This window comes from Amycolatopsis sp. cmx-11-51, from assembly GCF_047608665.1.
In the GTDB taxonomy this organism is placed as follows: domain Bacteria; phylum Actinomycetota; class Actinomycetes; order Mycobacteriales; family Pseudonocardiaceae; genus Amycolatopsis.
On sequence record NZ_JADNQO010000004.1, the window covers coordinates 417,800 to 431,289 of the forward strand.

13 protein-coding genes are annotated in these 13,490 nt (G+C 69.7%); 9 read left to right on the forward strand and 4 right to left on the reverse strand.

Annotation, left to right across the window (positions count from 1 at the left end):
• Window positions 1-30 precede the first annotated feature (30 nt).
• From ACM6LU_RS18520 to ACM6LU_RS18530, 3 genes are all read left to right on the forward strand, one after another.
• A complete protein-coding gene (locus ACM6LU_RS18520; RefSeq protein ID WP_414938953.1) occupies window positions 31-2,808 on the forward strand; it encodes a DEAD/DEAH box helicase in 2,778 nt (925 codons plus the stop codon).
• An 826-nt stretch (window positions 2,809-3,634) separates the two neighbouring features.
• Entirely contained in the window at window positions 3,635-4,426 is a 792-nt protein-coding gene (locus ACM6LU_RS18525; RefSeq protein WP_414938954.1) for a DUF4333 domain-containing protein, read from the forward strand.
• Between the two features lie 41 nt (window positions 4,427-4,467).
• On the forward strand, window positions 4,468-5,667 hold the full coding sequence (locus ACM6LU_RS18530) for a GNAT family N-acetyltransferase (protein WP_414938955.1): 1,200 nt from the start codon (window positions 4,468-4,470) through the stop codon (window positions 5,665-5,667).
• Between the two features lie 10 nt (window positions 5,668-5,677).
• Here ACM6LU_RS18530 and ACM6LU_RS18535 read toward each other — a convergent pair whose 3' ends face one another.
• A complete protein-coding gene (locus tag ACM6LU_RS18535; RefSeq protein WP_414938956.1) occupies window positions 5,678-5,911 on the reverse strand; it encodes a hypothetical protein in 234 nt (77 codons plus the stop codon).
• Window positions 5,912-5,921: 10 nt separating this feature from the next.
• On the opposite strand from ACM6LU_RS18535, the gene ACM6LU_RS18540 reads away from it, so the two are divergent.
• Both ACM6LU_RS18540 and ACM6LU_RS18545 read left to right on the forward strand, forming a co-directional pair.
• A complete protein-coding gene (locus tag ACM6LU_RS18540) occupies window positions 5,922-6,107 on the forward strand; it encodes a DUF4333 domain-containing protein (protein ID WP_414938957.1) in 186 nt (61 codons plus the stop codon).
• A 44-nt stretch (window positions 6,108-6,151) separates the two neighbouring features.
• Entirely contained in the window at window positions 6,152-7,372 is a 1,221-nt protein-coding gene (locus ACM6LU_RS18545; RefSeq protein WP_414938958.1) for a GNAT family N-acetyltransferase, read from the forward strand.
• On the opposite strand, the gene ACM6LU_RS18550 is transcribed toward ACM6LU_RS18545, so the two are convergent.
• The 3 genes from ACM6LU_RS18550 to ACM6LU_RS18560 form a co-directional block, all read right to left on the reverse strand.
• Window positions 7,369-8,337: a pirin family protein gene (locus ACM6LU_RS18550; RefSeq protein ID WP_414938959.1), complete on the reverse strand. Its 969-nt coding sequence runs from the start codon at window positions 8,335-8,337 to the stop codon at window positions 7,369-7,371. The two genes, ACM6LU_RS18545 and ACM6LU_RS18550, sit on opposite strands and share 4 nt — an antisense overlap.
• Complete coding sequence (locus tag ACM6LU_RS18555; RefSeq protein ID WP_414938960.1) at window positions 8,334-9,278, reverse strand: 5'-3' exonuclease; 945 nt, start codon at window positions 9,276-9,278, stop codon at window positions 8,334-8,336. Before ACM6LU_RS18555 ends, ACM6LU_RS18550 begins: the two co-directional genes overlap by 4 nt.
• A 76-nt stretch (window positions 9,279-9,354) precedes the next feature.
• Window positions 9,355-9,891, reverse strand: a complete 537-nt coding sequence (locus tag ACM6LU_RS18560; RefSeq protein ID WP_414938961.1) for an NADPH-dependent FMN reductase — start codon at window positions 9,889-9,891, stop codon at window positions 9,355-9,357.
• 117 nt (window positions 9,892-10,008) lie between these two features.
• Between ACM6LU_RS18560 and ACM6LU_RS18565 the strand changes: the two genes are divergently transcribed.
• Genes ACM6LU_RS18565 through ACM6LU_RS18580 form a run of 4 tightly spaced genes read left to right on the forward strand, consistent with a single transcriptional unit; the run spans window position 10,009 to window position 13,436 of the window.
• Window positions 10,009-10,587, forward strand: coding sequence for an ArsR/SmtB family transcription factor (locus tag ACM6LU_RS18565; protein ID WP_414938962.1), 579 nt, complete (start codon window positions 10,009-10,011; stop codon window positions 10,585-10,587).
• Complete coding sequence (locus ACM6LU_RS18570; protein ID WP_414938963.1) at window positions 10,584-11,834, forward strand: MFS transporter; 1,251 nt, start codon at window positions 10,584-10,586, stop codon at window positions 11,832-11,834. Before ACM6LU_RS18565 ends, ACM6LU_RS18570 begins: the two co-directional genes overlap by 4 nt.
• A gap of 10 nt (window positions 11,835-11,844) precedes the next feature.
• Complete coding sequence (locus ACM6LU_RS18575) at window positions 11,845-12,987, forward strand: M24 family metallopeptidase (RefSeq protein WP_414938964.1); 1,143 nt, start codon at window positions 11,845-11,847, stop codon at window positions 12,985-12,987.
• Window positions 12,984-13,436: an Lrp/AsnC family transcriptional regulator gene (locus tag ACM6LU_RS18580; protein WP_007035424.1), complete on the forward strand. Its 453-nt coding sequence runs from the start codon at window positions 12,984-12,986 to the stop codon at window positions 13,434-13,436. The genes ACM6LU_RS18575 and ACM6LU_RS18580 overlap by 4 nt, the downstream gene beginning before the upstream one ends.
• Window positions 13,437-13,490: the final 54 nt, after the last annotated feature.

Below are 13,490 nucleotides of genomic sequence, written 5' to 3' on the forward strand. Positions count from 1 at the left end.
ACTGTCGGTGGGGTGTGGAACCCTGACGAAGTGGTCAATAGCCCTTCTCAGACCCCGGCCGAGGCCTACGTGGCCTCCCAGCGCCGTGCTCGGTACCCCCAGCTGACCCGGTTCGCCGCGGAATCGTCGTTCGAGTTCGACGACTTCCAGATTCGCGGCTGCGAGGCGCTCGAAGACGGCCACGGTGTGCTCGTCTGCGCGCCGACCGGTGCCGGGAAGACCGTGGTCGGCGAATTCGCGGTGCACCTAGCCCTCGCCGAGGGCCGCAAATGCTTCTACACGACACCCATCAAGGCGTTGTCGAACCAGAAGTTCGCCGACCTCGTCGGCCGCTACGGCGCCGACGCCGTCGGCCTGCTGACGGGTGACACCTCGATCAACGGCAACGCGCAGGTCGTGGTCATGACCACCGAGGTCCTGCGCAACATGCTGTACGCCGGGTCCTCGACCATCGCGGAGCTCGCGTACGTGGTGATGGACGAGGTCCACTACCTCGCCGACCGGTTCCGCGGCGCCGTCTGGGAAGAGGTCATCCTCCACCTGCCCGAGCACGTCCGGGTCGTCGGTCTGTCGGCGACGGTGAGCAACGCCGAGGAGTTCGGCGAATGGCTCGTGGAGGTCCGCGGCGACACCACCGTCGTCGTCGACGAGCATCGTCCCGTCCCGCTGTGGCAGCACATGCTGGTCGGCAACCGGCTGATGGACCTGTTCGCGGGCCAGGAGGAACACGCGCCCGGCGCCGAACTGCGGATCAACCCCAGCCTGCTGCGCCGCACCGAGGAGGTCGGCCGCGGTTTCGCCCCGGCCGGGATGCGCGGGCCGAGGGGCCGGCGAGGGGCGCCGTCACGGATGCCGCGGTTCCGGCCGCCGTCGCGCACCGACACGGTCGAGCGCCTGGACAACGCCGGTCTGCTCCCCGCCATCGTGTTCATCTTTTCCCGTGCCGGCTGCGACGCCGCCGTCGGCCAGTGCGTCCGGTCCGGCCTGCGGCTCAACAGTCCCGAAGAGGTCGAGAAGGTCCGCCGCATCGTCGCCGAACGCACCAAGGACCTGCCTGAAGGCGACCTCGGCGTCCTCGGCTACTGGGAATGGCGTGAGGCGCTCGAACGCGGCATCGCCGGGCACCACGCCGGGCTGCTCCCGGCGTTCAAGGAGACCGTCGAGGAACTGTTCGTCCAGGGTCTGGTGAAGGTCGTCTTCGCCACGGAGACGCTCGCCCTCGGCATCAACATGCCCGCGCGCACAGTCGTGCTGGAACGGCTGGTGAAGTACAACGGCGAGGCGCACGTCGACCTGACGCCGGGGGAGTACACGCAGCTCACCGGGCGAGCCGGGCGGCGCGGGATCGACGTCGAAGGCCACGCCGTCGTCGCCTGGCAGCCGGGGATCGACCCGAAGCAGGTCGGCGGTCTCGCCTCGACCCGGACGTACCCGCTGCGGTCGTCGTTCCGGCCCGGTTACAACATGGCGGTGAACCTGGTCGCGCAGGTCGGTGCCGAGGCGGCCCGCGATCTGCTGGAACAGTCGTTCGCGCAGTTCCAAGCCGACCGGTCGGTGGTCGGGACGGCGAGGCGGATCGAGCGGAACAAGGAGGCCCTGCGGGGTTACACCGCCGCCATCACCGGTGAGTTCGACGAGATGCTCGAGTACGTCGAGCTGCGCACGAAGATCTCGGCCAGGGAGAAGGCGCTCTCGCGGCAGAACACCTCCGCGCGCCGGGCCGGCACGGCCGAGTCGCTGGAGAAGCTCCGCAAGGGCGACGTCATCGCCGTGCCCGCGGGCAGGCGCGCGGGTCTCGCGGTCGTCGTAGACCCTGGCCTCGACCCGATCCGTGAACCGCGGCCCGTCGTGGTCACCGAGGACCGCTGGTCCGGTCCGCTCTCGGTCTCCGACTTCCCGGCGCCGGTGGAGGCGCTGGGGAACATCAAGCTCCCGAAGCACATCGAGCTGCGTTCACCCCAGACTCGTCGTGACATCGCCTCGAGCCTTCGCAACGCCGGAATCTCTTTGCCCGGCAGGCAAAAGCGCCGCGCCGGGGCCAATGAGGACGGTGAGCTGGCCGCGTTGCGGCGCGCGCTGCGCGCGCATCCGTGCCACGGTCTGGCCGAGCGCGAGGCGAACCTGCGCTGGGTCGAGCGGTACCAGCGTCTCTCGGCCGAGACCGAGCAACTGGAACGCAAGGTCGCCGCGACCACGCATTCGCTCGCGCGTGCGTTCGACCGCATCCTGCGGCTGCTCGGCGAACGCGGCTACCTCGGCCCCGAGTCCAAGGGCGACGGCGAGGACCGCGTCACCGAACACGGCAAGCGCCTCACCCGTCTCTACAGCGAGTCCGACCTGCTCGCCGCCGAATGCATCCGGCACGACGTCTGGAAGGGCCTGGCACCCGCCGAACTCGCGTCCGTCGTCTCGACGCTGGTCTTCGAGGCACGCCGTGACACCGCGGGGGAGCCGCGCCTGCCCGCGGGCAAGGTCCTCGACGCCTGGCAGGCGACCACGCGCCTGTGGATGGAACTCACCGAGGACGAGCGGCGGCACAAGCTGGACCGCACTCGCGAGCCCGACGCCGGCTTCGCCTGGCCCATCTACCGCTGGGCGCGCGGCGAATCGCTGGAGAAGGTCCTCACCGCCGCCGAGGCCAACGGGCAGGAGCTGTCCGCCGGTGACTTCGTGCGGTGGTCACGGCAGGTCATCGACCTGCTGGACCAGATCCGCGACGTCCTCGGCAGGGCGGATCCGGTGGGCGCGGCGGCTTCGGACGCGGTGAAGGCTTTGCGGCGAGGGGTTGTGGCGGCGGGCGGCGCGTAGCGGGTCTCGCGGGTGGTAAGGACGGGTTAGGCCAAGGGTGTCTCAGGTACCTGCTGCGGTGCGCGGGTGGCGGTGTCGCGTGACCAGCGGGACAACTCGCGTGACTGGATGGACGACACGTGTGTTCAGAAAGACGACTCGCCGCGCAGCCGGCCGCGCGCGTGTCGTCCGTCGGCTCACACGTGCCGTCCAACCAATCACGCGACACGACCGGGCAGGCGTGAGCGAGGGGGTGTCCGGCTGTCCTGAAGGCCACCGTCGAGACGTTGAGCGTCCTGAAGGTGGGCCTTCAGGACACCTGCGGCAGGGTCGCGACCCCGCCTCGCGAGTGGTGAGGACGGTTCTGACCGCCTGCAGCATTCACAAGCGGGCCCCTTGGCGGGTTTCCGCAAGTAGTCGTCTACTTGCGGCCGGGCAACGGCGAGGAAAGAGCGGGACGTGTCCCCAATGCCTCATTGGGGACACCCAGCACACCCTGCCGCAAGACCGGACTGACCACTCACGAGACCCAAGCACCTCCGAAAGGGTCCCGCGACCAGCGCTGGGTCGTTGTTGATGAAGGAATTGGGACACTCAACGTCCCAATTCCTTCATCAACAACGACCGTGACCCGAGGCGAAAGGACGGTTAGAACCGTCCCTGCCACTCACGAGGCGTTGGGCTGACCGGCGGATTCGATGCCTCCACTGGTGTGAGCACGGTCGCGTCGAGTTGTACCGACACCACCCGGGAACAGTGGGCAGAGGCGCCGACCTGTGGTTGGATCGCCCACGACGGCCAGGTGATACCGGCCGGTGACGATGGCGGAGAAGGCGGAGGCGAAACGATGAGCACGCCGTATGGCGGCAACGACCCGCAGCAGCAGCCCCAATGGGGGCAGCAGCCGGGCTACGGGCAACAGCCGGGCGGCGCTCAACCGCCGAGCGGGCCGCAGCAGCAACCGCAATGGGGTCAGCAGCCGCAGTACGACCCGTCGCAGACGCAGCAGCAACAGCCCCAGTGGGGCCAGCAGCCCGCGCCCTACGACCCGTCCCAGCAGCAGCCGGGGTATCCACAGACCGGTCAGCAGCCCGGCTACGACCCCTCCCAGACGCAGCAGCAGTGGGGTCAACAGCAGCCGCAGTACGGCCAGCAGCCGGGTTACCCGCAGAGTGGACCTCAGCAGCAGCCCGGCTACCCACAGAGCGGACCTCAGCAGCAGCCGCAGTACGGGCAGCCGCAGCAGCAGGGCCAGTACGAGTACGGCCAGGGCCAGCTCCAGGGCACCCAGGGCGAGGCGCAGGACAAGCCGAAGCCCAAGAAGGGCCTGTTCATCGGGATCGGCGCGCTCGTGGTGATCATCGCCGCGGTCGGCATCCTCGGGTTTGTCACGCCGGGCTGGTTCAACACCCAGGTCTTCAACAACACGCAGATGCAGACCGACGTGCAGAAGCTGCTCACCGAGACCTACGGGATCAAGGAGATCAGCGCGGTCTCCTGCCCGTCGGGCCAGGAGGTCAAGGACGGCGTGAAGTTCACCTGCACCGCCACGATCGAGGGCAAGCCCCAGGAGGTGCCGATCACCGTGAAGGGTGACACCGGCAACTACGAGGTCTCACCTCCCGCCACCGCCAAGTAAACGACGGGCGCTCGGGGCGGTCGATCCTGCATGATCGTCCCATGAGCGACTTCTCAGTGCGGCCGCTCCGGTCCGATGAAGACCGGGCGGCGTTGGATCTGTTCAGGCGGGCCTTGCACGTCAAGGAGCTGACCGACGAGGAGTGGTCGGCCGCCGCGGTGTCGTCCCAGCCGGAACGTGGCTTGGGCGCGTTCGACCCGGAACTGATCGGCACCGTCCGGTCCTTCGATTCGGAAGTGACCCTGCCCGGCGGTGGCACCAGGCCGCTCGCCGCGGTCAGTCTCGTCGGTGTCCGCGCCGACCGCACTCGCCGTGGCGTGCTGACGGCGTTGATGCGCGCGCAGTTCGAGGATTTCGCCGCCCGCGGTTTCCCCGCGGCGATGCTGCACGCGTCCGAAGGCGCGATCTACGGCCGGTTCGGCTACGGCATCGCAGCGCGGGGCAAGTCGATCGAGGTCGACAGGCACCGGGCCCGGTTCCGCCCCGAGGTCCCGGCCGGTGGGCAGATCTCGTTGCTGGATCTGGAAGGCACCATCGAGCAGTGGCCGTCGCTCTTCGACGCCCTCCCGCGTACCCGCCCGGGCATGATCGCGCGGAGCCCGAATCTGTGGCCGGGCTACGTTCGTGAGGCGCGCCGGGCGACCACTCCGATCGCGACCGCTGTGCACCGTGGCCCGGACGGGGTCGACGGCTACGTCACCTACACCGTCGAGCGGGCCCATTCCGGCGCCCCGACGCAGATGAAGATCCAGTCCTTCCATCACACGAGTCCCGACGCGTTCGCCGGGCTGTGGCGATACCTGCTTTCCGTGGATCTGGTCGACCGCATCACCGCCGAGAAACGGCCGCTCGACGAACCGGTCGAGTTGCTGTTCACCGACCCGCGCCACGCGACGGTGCAGAAGACCCAGGACGAAGGCTGGCTCCGGCTGGTCGACGTGGCCAAGATGCTCGGCGCCCGGACCTACCGCGGTGAACCGGTCGTCATCGAGGTGAACGATCCCTTCCTGGAGCACAACTCCGGCCGCTACCGCCTCTCCGAGGACGGCGTCGCCCGCACCACGGACCCGGCGGACCTCGGACTGGACGCCGATACCCTGTCGATGCTTTACCTTGGCGGCTGGCGCGCGTCGGATCTCGCGACCGCAGGACGCGTCCGCGCGACCGGCGAGTCCGCGCTGGAGCGTGCGGACCTGCTGTTCAGCACGCGAGCGAACCCCTGGTGCGGTACCTTCTTCTGACGCTGGAAGATCACGTTCGGTGGGGGTGGAGAAGCTTGAGCAGGCGAGCCGTCGCGACGGTCGTTCTGTGCTGTGCCGCTTCCGCGGTGCTGTCGGCGTGTTCGGACACTCCGGCACCCGCACCCGCGCCGGCGACGAAGACCGTCACGGTCCCGCCGACGACGAGCACGCCGGTCACGAGCAGCACGTCGGGCGGTTCGTCCTCCTCCAGCGCTCCGGGCAGAGTCTTCGACCCCAGGACCATGCAGGCGGACGTGAAAAAGGTCCTCACCGAGACTTACCAGATCCGCGACGTCGGTGAGGTGCTCTGCCCGTCGAACCAGACGGTCAAGGACGGCAGCACGTTCAGCTGCACCGTCCAGGTCGGCGGGGAGGGCAAGACCGTCACGATCACCGTCACCGGTGAGGACGGCCGCTACGAAGTCGGCGCACCCGGCTGAAAACCGGTTGGGATTCGCCGGTTCCGGGCGGCAGGATCCCTGCCATGAGCGAATTCCACGTACGTGCCGTGGCCGAAGGTGAACAACGCGCCTGTCTCGAACTGCTCGAACAGGCCTTGCACGCCAAGCCGATTTCGGACGAAGCCTGGGCCAAGATGGCTCCGACCTGGCCCGCGGCCGGGAAATTCGCCGCGTTCGACGCTCACGGCACCCCGGTGGGGATCGCCAGTTCCTTCCACACCGAGCTCACCGTCCCAGGTGGACGGAAGCTCGCGACCGCCGCCGTCGACGGGATCGCCGTCCGCGCCGACTGGACCCGCCGCGGCATCCTCACCGCGATGATGGCCACCCAGCTAAAAGACATCGCCGCGCGTGGTGTCCCGCTCGCCGCGTTGCATGCTTCGGAAGGCGTCATCTACGGCCGCTTCGGCTACAGCGCGGCCACCTACGGGAAGGGTGTTCTCGTCGAGCGCCCCCGGGCCGAACTCCGTGACGGTGTGGGGCGCGACGGCGTGGTCCGTTTCCTCACCCCTGCCGAGGCGGTCGAGCGCGTTCCCGCTCTGTACGGCCGGTTCGCGGGCGAACGGCCGGGTTTCGCCGCCCGTCCCGAGATGTGGTGGCCTGGTTTCTTCGGCCGGATCGTCACCGGGGACGGCGGCTACCGTGCGGCCGTCCACAGTGGACCGGACGGCGAGGACGGCTTCGTCGTCTACCAGACCGTCGACATGCGCGATCGGCAGGCGCCGGAGCGCGGTGCGCTGCTCGACATCCGTGAACTGCACGCCGCGACACCGCGGGCTTGGGCGGGACTGTGGCGTTTCCTGCTGTCGATCGACCTGGTCTCGGCCGTCGCCGGACGAGGCCGACCGGTGGACGAGCCGATCGCCGGACTGCTCACCGATCCACGTGCGGTGAACACCACCGAGGTCACCGACGACCTGTGGGTGCGGCTCGTCGACGTGCTCGCCGCGCTGCAGGCGCGCACCTACGGAACCGCCGAAGCCGTGGTGCTGGAAGTGCTCGACAGGCAGCTACCGGACAACAACGGCCGCTACGCCGTCGGCCCGAGCGGCGTGGATCGCACCACCGCCGAAGCGGACCTGAGGTTGGACGTCGACACCTTGGCGTCGCTGTACCTCGGCCACGGCCTCGTCAGCGACCTGGTGACGACTGGCCGTGTCGAGGTGCTGGACGAGGCGGCGGTCACCCGTGCCGACGCGCTGTTCCACACCGTGCGTGCTCCGTGGTGCGGGACGTTCTTCTAAGCCGGGTCGCGACGGGGTTTGATCCGCACCCGCGGCAGCGTGGGTGCGGGCAACCACGCCATGGTGCCCTCATAGCCCTCCACCCGGCCGAACCGATCCGCCTGCGCCTGCCACGCCTCGCGGTACTCGGCGATCTCCTCGTGGCTTCGGCCGACGAAGTTCCACCACATGACGAGTTCCTCGGTGAACGGGGTCCCGCCGAGGAGGAGTACCCGGGCCGCTTCGCCGCCATGGTTGGCCAGTTCCAGTCGTCCAGGACCGGGGGCGAGGTAGGCGAGTTCCCCGGTGCCCAGCGCGGTTCCGGCGACGGTGACGGAGCCGATGTCCTGCAGGACACCGTGTTCGAAGGCCGGGTCGACGTCGAGGATCACGGCCGACCCGGGCTCCACGGTGAGTTCGGCGCCCAGCAGGGGAGTGAACGGCGGGACCGGTGACGTGGTCCCGGCGAGGCTGCCGAGGAAGACCCGCGCGGTGGCGCCGTCCAGCCGGCGCAGCGGCGGCGCGTAGTGCCGGAAATCCCGTGCGGTGTCGCGGTGTTCGTCCGGTAACGCGATCCACAGCTGGACGCCGTGCAGTGTCGAAGTGTCCGGTGTGGACACCTCCGAGTGCGCGATGCCGTGCCCCGCGGTCATCAGGTTGAGTTCACCTGGCCGGACCAAGGCACGCGTGCCGATGCTGTCGCGGTGCTCGATCTCGCCGCTGAACAGCCAGCTCGCGGTCTGCAGCCCGGTGTGCGGATGCGGCGCGACGTCCATCCCGCCCGATTCCGACACGTCCTGCGGTCCGTAGTGGTCGGCGAAACACCACGCGCCGATCAGGGACCGCCGCCGTTGCGGAAGTGTCCGGCGGACGCGGAGCGCGCGCGGCCCGCCGAGCGGGACCTCGCGCGGGGTCAGCACGGTGACGCCGTCGCCCGGCCGGCCCCGGCACAGCAGTTCGGCCGGGTCGGTCTCGGTGTTGCTCAAGACTTGGGGAGCGCGGCCAGCAGACGCTCCACCGAACGACCGAGGTTCCAGCGCTCCGCCAGTTCCGCGACCTTGTCCGGGTCGGCGGGCTCGGACGGCACGGTGTCCGGCCGGGACTGCTCGACCGGCGCGTCGGCGGCGACCCGGACGACGGTCGGCGCGACCGCGAGATAGTCGGCGGCGTCGGTCAGTCGCAGTCGCGTCTTGAGCGGCACGCGCGAGTCCCCGGCGTTGGACGCCTCGATGAGTTCCTGCAACGAACCGAACTGGGTGATCAGTTTCGCCGCGGTCTTCTCACCGATCCCGGCCACGCCGGGCAGCCCGTCCGACGGGTCCCCGCGCAGCGCGGCCATGTCGGCGTACCCGGGGCCCGCGTTCCCCGCCGGGATCCCGTACTTCTCGGCGAGCTCGTCCGGGCCGAGGATCTCGGCCTTGTTCCAGCCCTTGCCGACGTAGATGACGACCGCGGGCGTCGGTTCGTGGCGTACCAGCTGGAACAGGTCACGGTCACCGGTGATGACCTCGACCAGTGACCTCTTCTCGCGGATCGCGAGCGCGCCGATGACGTCGTCGGCCTCGTACCCGGCGGCCTCGGCCGTCGCGAGCCCGAAGGCCTCCAGCAGTTCCAGGATGATCGGCACCTGTGGCGTGAGTGTGTCCGGCACCTCTTCGACGTCGCCGCCCTCCGGGACCTCTTCGGCCACGCGGTGTGCCTTGTAGCTGGGCAGCAGGTCGGTGCGGAACTTCGGCCGCCAGTCCGCGTCCAGGCACGCCACGAGCCGGGCGGGCCGCCGGTCGACGAGGATCCGCGCGACGGTGTCGGTGAACCCGCGCACGGCGTTGACCGGCGTCCCGTCCGGGGCGGTCATCGACTCGGGCAGTGCGTAGAACGAGCGGAAGTAGAGGCTCGCGGAATCAAGGAGGGCGAGAGGTCCGGTCACGCGGACAGCCTGCCACGTTCCGGCCCGAATGTCCGTGAAGGACCCGACCCCCAGCCGAGTCCTCCACGGACACCGGTCAGGCGGCGTAGGGCCGGGCCTGACGTGCGTCGCGCAGAGCCTGCGCCCACCAGCTCAGCTGGTTCAGCTGTGTGGTGGCCGCGAGATCGGCGCCGTCGGCGTCCATATGTGCGCCGTCGGGCCCGAAGTTGTTCCAGGCGTAGGGGAAGCTCACGGTCTCGCGGATCGTCACGGCGTGGAGTTCGGCGAAGACCGGACGCAGGTGCTCGACCGCGCGCAGGCCGCCGGAGATCCCGCCGTAGGAAACGAAGGCGACCGGTTTGCCGTGCCATTCGCGGCTGGTGTTGTCGAGGGCGGTCTTGAACGGGCCGGGGTAGCTGTGGTTGTACTCGGGGACGATCACCACGACGGCGTCTGCGGCTGCGACGCCGGGCGAGAGGCCGTCGGGGGTTTCGGCGAGGTCGATGACGGACAGGTTGACGTCTTCGCGTTGTTTGGCGTGATCAAGGAACCACTTCGCGACTACGGGAGCGAAGCGTCCTTCGCGGACGCTGCTGATCACGACGGCGAGGTTGTAGGGCGCGGCAGTTGTCATGTCGCAGACCGTAAAACCTTAACCTTGCTAGAGGTCAAACTCCGGATTCGCCAAAACCTGAACGTGCAATTGCAGAGACTCTTTGCAAAGGTTTCTCTGCGATTGTAGGGTCGGACCATGGGGAAGAGCGAGAGGTATCTCGCGCGGATCGACGGCCGCCTTCTGCGAGCGTTGTCGCATCCGCTGCGGGTCAGGATCCTGGAACTGCTGCGGGAGGACGGCCCGGCGACGGCATCCGGGCTGGCGAAGCGGGTGGGAGAGAGTTCGGGGACCACGAGCTGGCATCTGCGGCAGCTGGCCGAATGCGGCCTGATCACGGACGACGCCGAACGCGGCAGCAGACGCGACCGGTGGTGGAAGGCCGTCCATGAAGGCGATCGACTGCACGCCGAGGACTTCATCGACGACCCGGATCTCGCCGGCCCTCTCAACGCCTACGCGCACACGATGGTCGAGCGGCGCTACGCCGCCGAAGCGCACTTCGTCGCCGAGGTACGGGACTGGGCCGACGAGTGGATCGATAAGGTCAGTTTCCACGACTCGCCGCTCTCGCTGACGCCTGACGAGACCGCCGCGCTGAGCGACGAGATCCTCGAGGTCATCGACCGCTACCGACGTCCCGAGAAGGAGGGTGACACCCAGGTCCGCGTTCACTGGGGGGCCTTCCCGAGGCGATCGCGGCCGGAACACCCATGAGCAGGTTGCCGCTGGGGGCACTGGTCGCGGCTTCGGGGTTCTCCTCGGCCGGGGTGGTGATGACGCTGATCGCGATTCCCTGGTACGTCCTGCAGAGCACCGGCAGCGGCACGAAGACCGGCCTCGTCACCGCGGCCGAAGTGCTGGGGCTGATGGTCGCCGCGTTGCTGGGCGGGCCGATCGTGGACCGGGTCGGCACGCGCCGGGCCAGCGTCGGCGCGGACCTGCTGACCACCGTCACGGTGGTGCTGATCCCGCTCGCCCTGAACACGACAGGGCTCAGCCTGCCAGGACTGATCGCGCTGTCGTTCGTGATGGGTGTGTCCCGTGGGCCCGCCGACACCGCGAAACAGGTCTTGCTCGCGGGAGTCGCCAAAGCGGGCAGGGTCCGCACGAGCCGGGCCGCGAGCGCCGTCGAAGCCGCGATGCGGACCGGCCGGATGCTGGGCGGCCCCGCGGCGGGCGCGCTGATCGCGCTGATCGGGCCGATTCCGGTGCTGTTCGTCGACGCCGGCGCGCTCCTGCTGTCCGCGTCGCTGGTGTTCGCCCTGATTCCCGCGGCCGCCGGTCCGCCGAGACCGTCGTCGGGCGGATACCTCAAGGAATTGCGGGAAGGGCTCGGGTACGTGAAACGCGACGGCGTGCTGCGTGCGATCGTCGGCATGCTGATGCTCACCAACAGTCTCGATTTCGGACTGCTCGGAGTCCTGTATCCGGCGTACGGCGATCAGGTCCTGCACAGCACCGCCCTGATCGGCGCGATGATCACCGCGGTCGCGGTGGGCGCGCTGCTCGGTTCGGCGCTCTACGGCTGGATAGGTCATCGGTTCTCGCGACGTTCGGCGATCTTGGTCGCGGTCGCCATCGAGGGCGCGCCGAGGTTCGTCCTCCTGGCGCTGGAACCCACGCCGGTGCTCCTGCTCGTGGGCCTGGCGGTCGCCGGGACAGGGGCGGGCGCGCTCAACCCGATCCTGCTGCCGGTGGTCTACGAACGGGTGCCGGAAGCCGTCCGCGGCCGCGTGCTCAGTCTCCTCGTCGGCGGAGTGCTCGCCGCGATGCCACTCGGCTCGATGGCGGCGGGGCTGCTGCTGGACGGCGTCGGACTCGTCGGCGCGCTCGCGACGTTCGGTGGCCTGTACCTGATCGCCACCACCTTCCCGGCGATCTTCCCGGTCTGGCGGGGACTCGACGACCCCGCCCCGATCGGGGGTGACCGGCTGGTGAGCCAAGGGGCGCGGACCGACTAGGCTCGGCGTCATGTCGCGCCGTTCCCTGCACCACCCAGCCCCCGATGTCGCCGGCCTCCGCGCCCGCCTCGACCGGGCCCGTGCCGCGGCGGCCGCCGCGGACACCGACGCCCTGCTCATCGCGCCCGGCTCGGACCTGCGCTACCTGATCGGACAGGCCGGGGGCTCCTTCGAGCGGCTGACCACTCTCGTGATCCCGGCCGACGGCGCCCCGGCGCTGGTGCTGCCGAAGCTGGAGGCTCCCGGCTACGCCGATGTCCCGGCCGAGGAGCTCGGCATCGAGGTCATCACCTGGGTCGACGGGGACAACGCCTACGAACTGGTCGCCGACAGGCTTGGCAAGCCAGGCCGGGTCGCGGTCAGTGACTTCACCCCGGCGCTGCACGTGCTCGCCTTCCGCGGCGCGCTCGGCGACGCCGACCAGACGCTCGCCGGTCCGATCGTGCGCGAACTGCGGATGCGCAAGGACGCGGCCGAAATCCAGGCGCTGCGTGACGCGGGCGCGGCCATCGATCGCGTCCACGCCCGGGTCCACGAGTGGCTGCGGCCGGGCCGGACCGAGGCCGAGGTCGGCGCGGACATCACCGCCGCGATCGTCGAAGAGGGCCACACCCACGCGGACTTCGTGATCGTCGGCTCGGGCCCCAACGGCGCCAGCCCGCACCACGACGTTTCCGAGCGGGTCATCGAGCGCGGTGACGTCGTCGTGGTCGACATCGGCGGCCCGATCGCGGAGGGCTACAACTCCGACTCCACCCGCACCTACGCGGTCGGCGAGCCGCGCGACGCCGACGTCGCCGAGACGTACGCGGTCCTGCAGCGTGCCCAGCGCGCCGCGGTCGAGGCCGTCCGCCCGGGTGTCACCGCCGAGCAGATCGACGCCGCCGCGCGCGACATCATCGACGGCGCCGGCTACGGCGAGTTCTTCATCCACCGCACCGGCCACGGCATCGGCCTCGACGTGCACGAGGAGCCCTACATCATCAAGGGCAACGCGCTGCCGCTCGAGCCGGGTATGGCCTTCAGTGTCGAGCCCGGCATCTACCAGCCGGGCCGCTGGGGCGCCCGCATCGAGGACATCGTCGTGGTCACCGAGGACGGCGTCGAGTCGGTCAACCAGCGTCCGCACGACCTGATCGTGCTCGACGCATGACCGGTTCTCTTGAGCCGCTGGACCAGGCGATCGTGGGAGAACTGGCGGCCGACGGGCGACGCAGTTTCACCGATCTCGCCGAGCGGGTCGGACTCTCGGTGTCGGCGGTGCACCAGCGGGTGCGGCGGCTGGAGCAGCGCGGCGTGATCCTCGGATACACCGCGCGGCTCGACGGCGAGCAGATCGGCCTCCCGCTCACGGCGCTGATCTCGCTGACGCCGAACGATCCCGCCGCCCCGGACGACTACCCGCAGCGTCTCGAGCACATCAAGGAGATCGAGTCCTGCTACTCGGTCGCCGGGGACGAGTCGTACATCCTCCTGGTCCGGGTGGCTTCGCCGCTCGGCCTGGAGGATCTGCTCCGCCGGATCCGCGAGTCCGCCAAGGTCTCGACCCGGACCACGGTGGTGCTGTCGACACCGTTCGAAGGTCGCTCGCCGACGCTGTGACCGGGCCCTCCGGCAGTGCTTTCTCGAAGAGTGGGGTGGACTTGCGCGACGCTG

Coding starts and splice junctions, on each gene's coding strand:
- ACM6LU_RS18530 (WP_414938955.1), top strand. CDS start 4,468: ATGAGCGACTTCTCAGTGCGGCCGCTCCGGTCCGATGAAGACCGGGCG.
- ACM6LU_RS18545 (WP_414938958.1), top strand. CDS start 6,152: ATGAGCGAATTCCACGTACGTGCCGTGGCCGAAGGTGAACAACGCGCC.
- ACM6LU_RS18525 (WP_414938954.1), top strand. CDS start 3,635: ATGAGCACGCCGTATGGCGGCAACGACCCGCAGCAGCAGCCCCAATGG.
- ACM6LU_RS18570 (WP_414938963.1), top strand. CDS start 10,584: ATGAGCAGGTTGCCGCTGGGGGCACTGGTCGCGGCTTCGGGGTTCTCC.
- ACM6LU_RS18560 (WP_414938961.1), bottom strand. CDS start 9,891: ATGACAACTGCCGCGCCCTACAACCTCGCCGTCGTGATCAGCAGCGTC.
- ACM6LU_RS18575 (WP_414938964.1), top strand. CDS start 11,845: ATGTCGCGCCGTTCCCTGCACCACCCAGCCCCCGATGTCGCCGGCCTC.
- ACM6LU_RS18580 (WP_007035424.1), top strand. CDS start 12,984: ATGACCGGTTCTCTTGAGCCGCTGGACCAGGCGATCGTGGGAGAACTG.
- ACM6LU_RS18565 (WP_414938962.1), top strand. CDS start 10,009: ATGGGGAAGAGCGAGAGGTATCTCGCGCGGATCGACGGCCGCCTTCTG.
- ACM6LU_RS18535 (WP_414938956.1), bottom strand. CDS start 5,911: ATGGTCCTGGGGTCGAAGACTCTGCCCGGAGCGCTGGAGGAGGACGAA.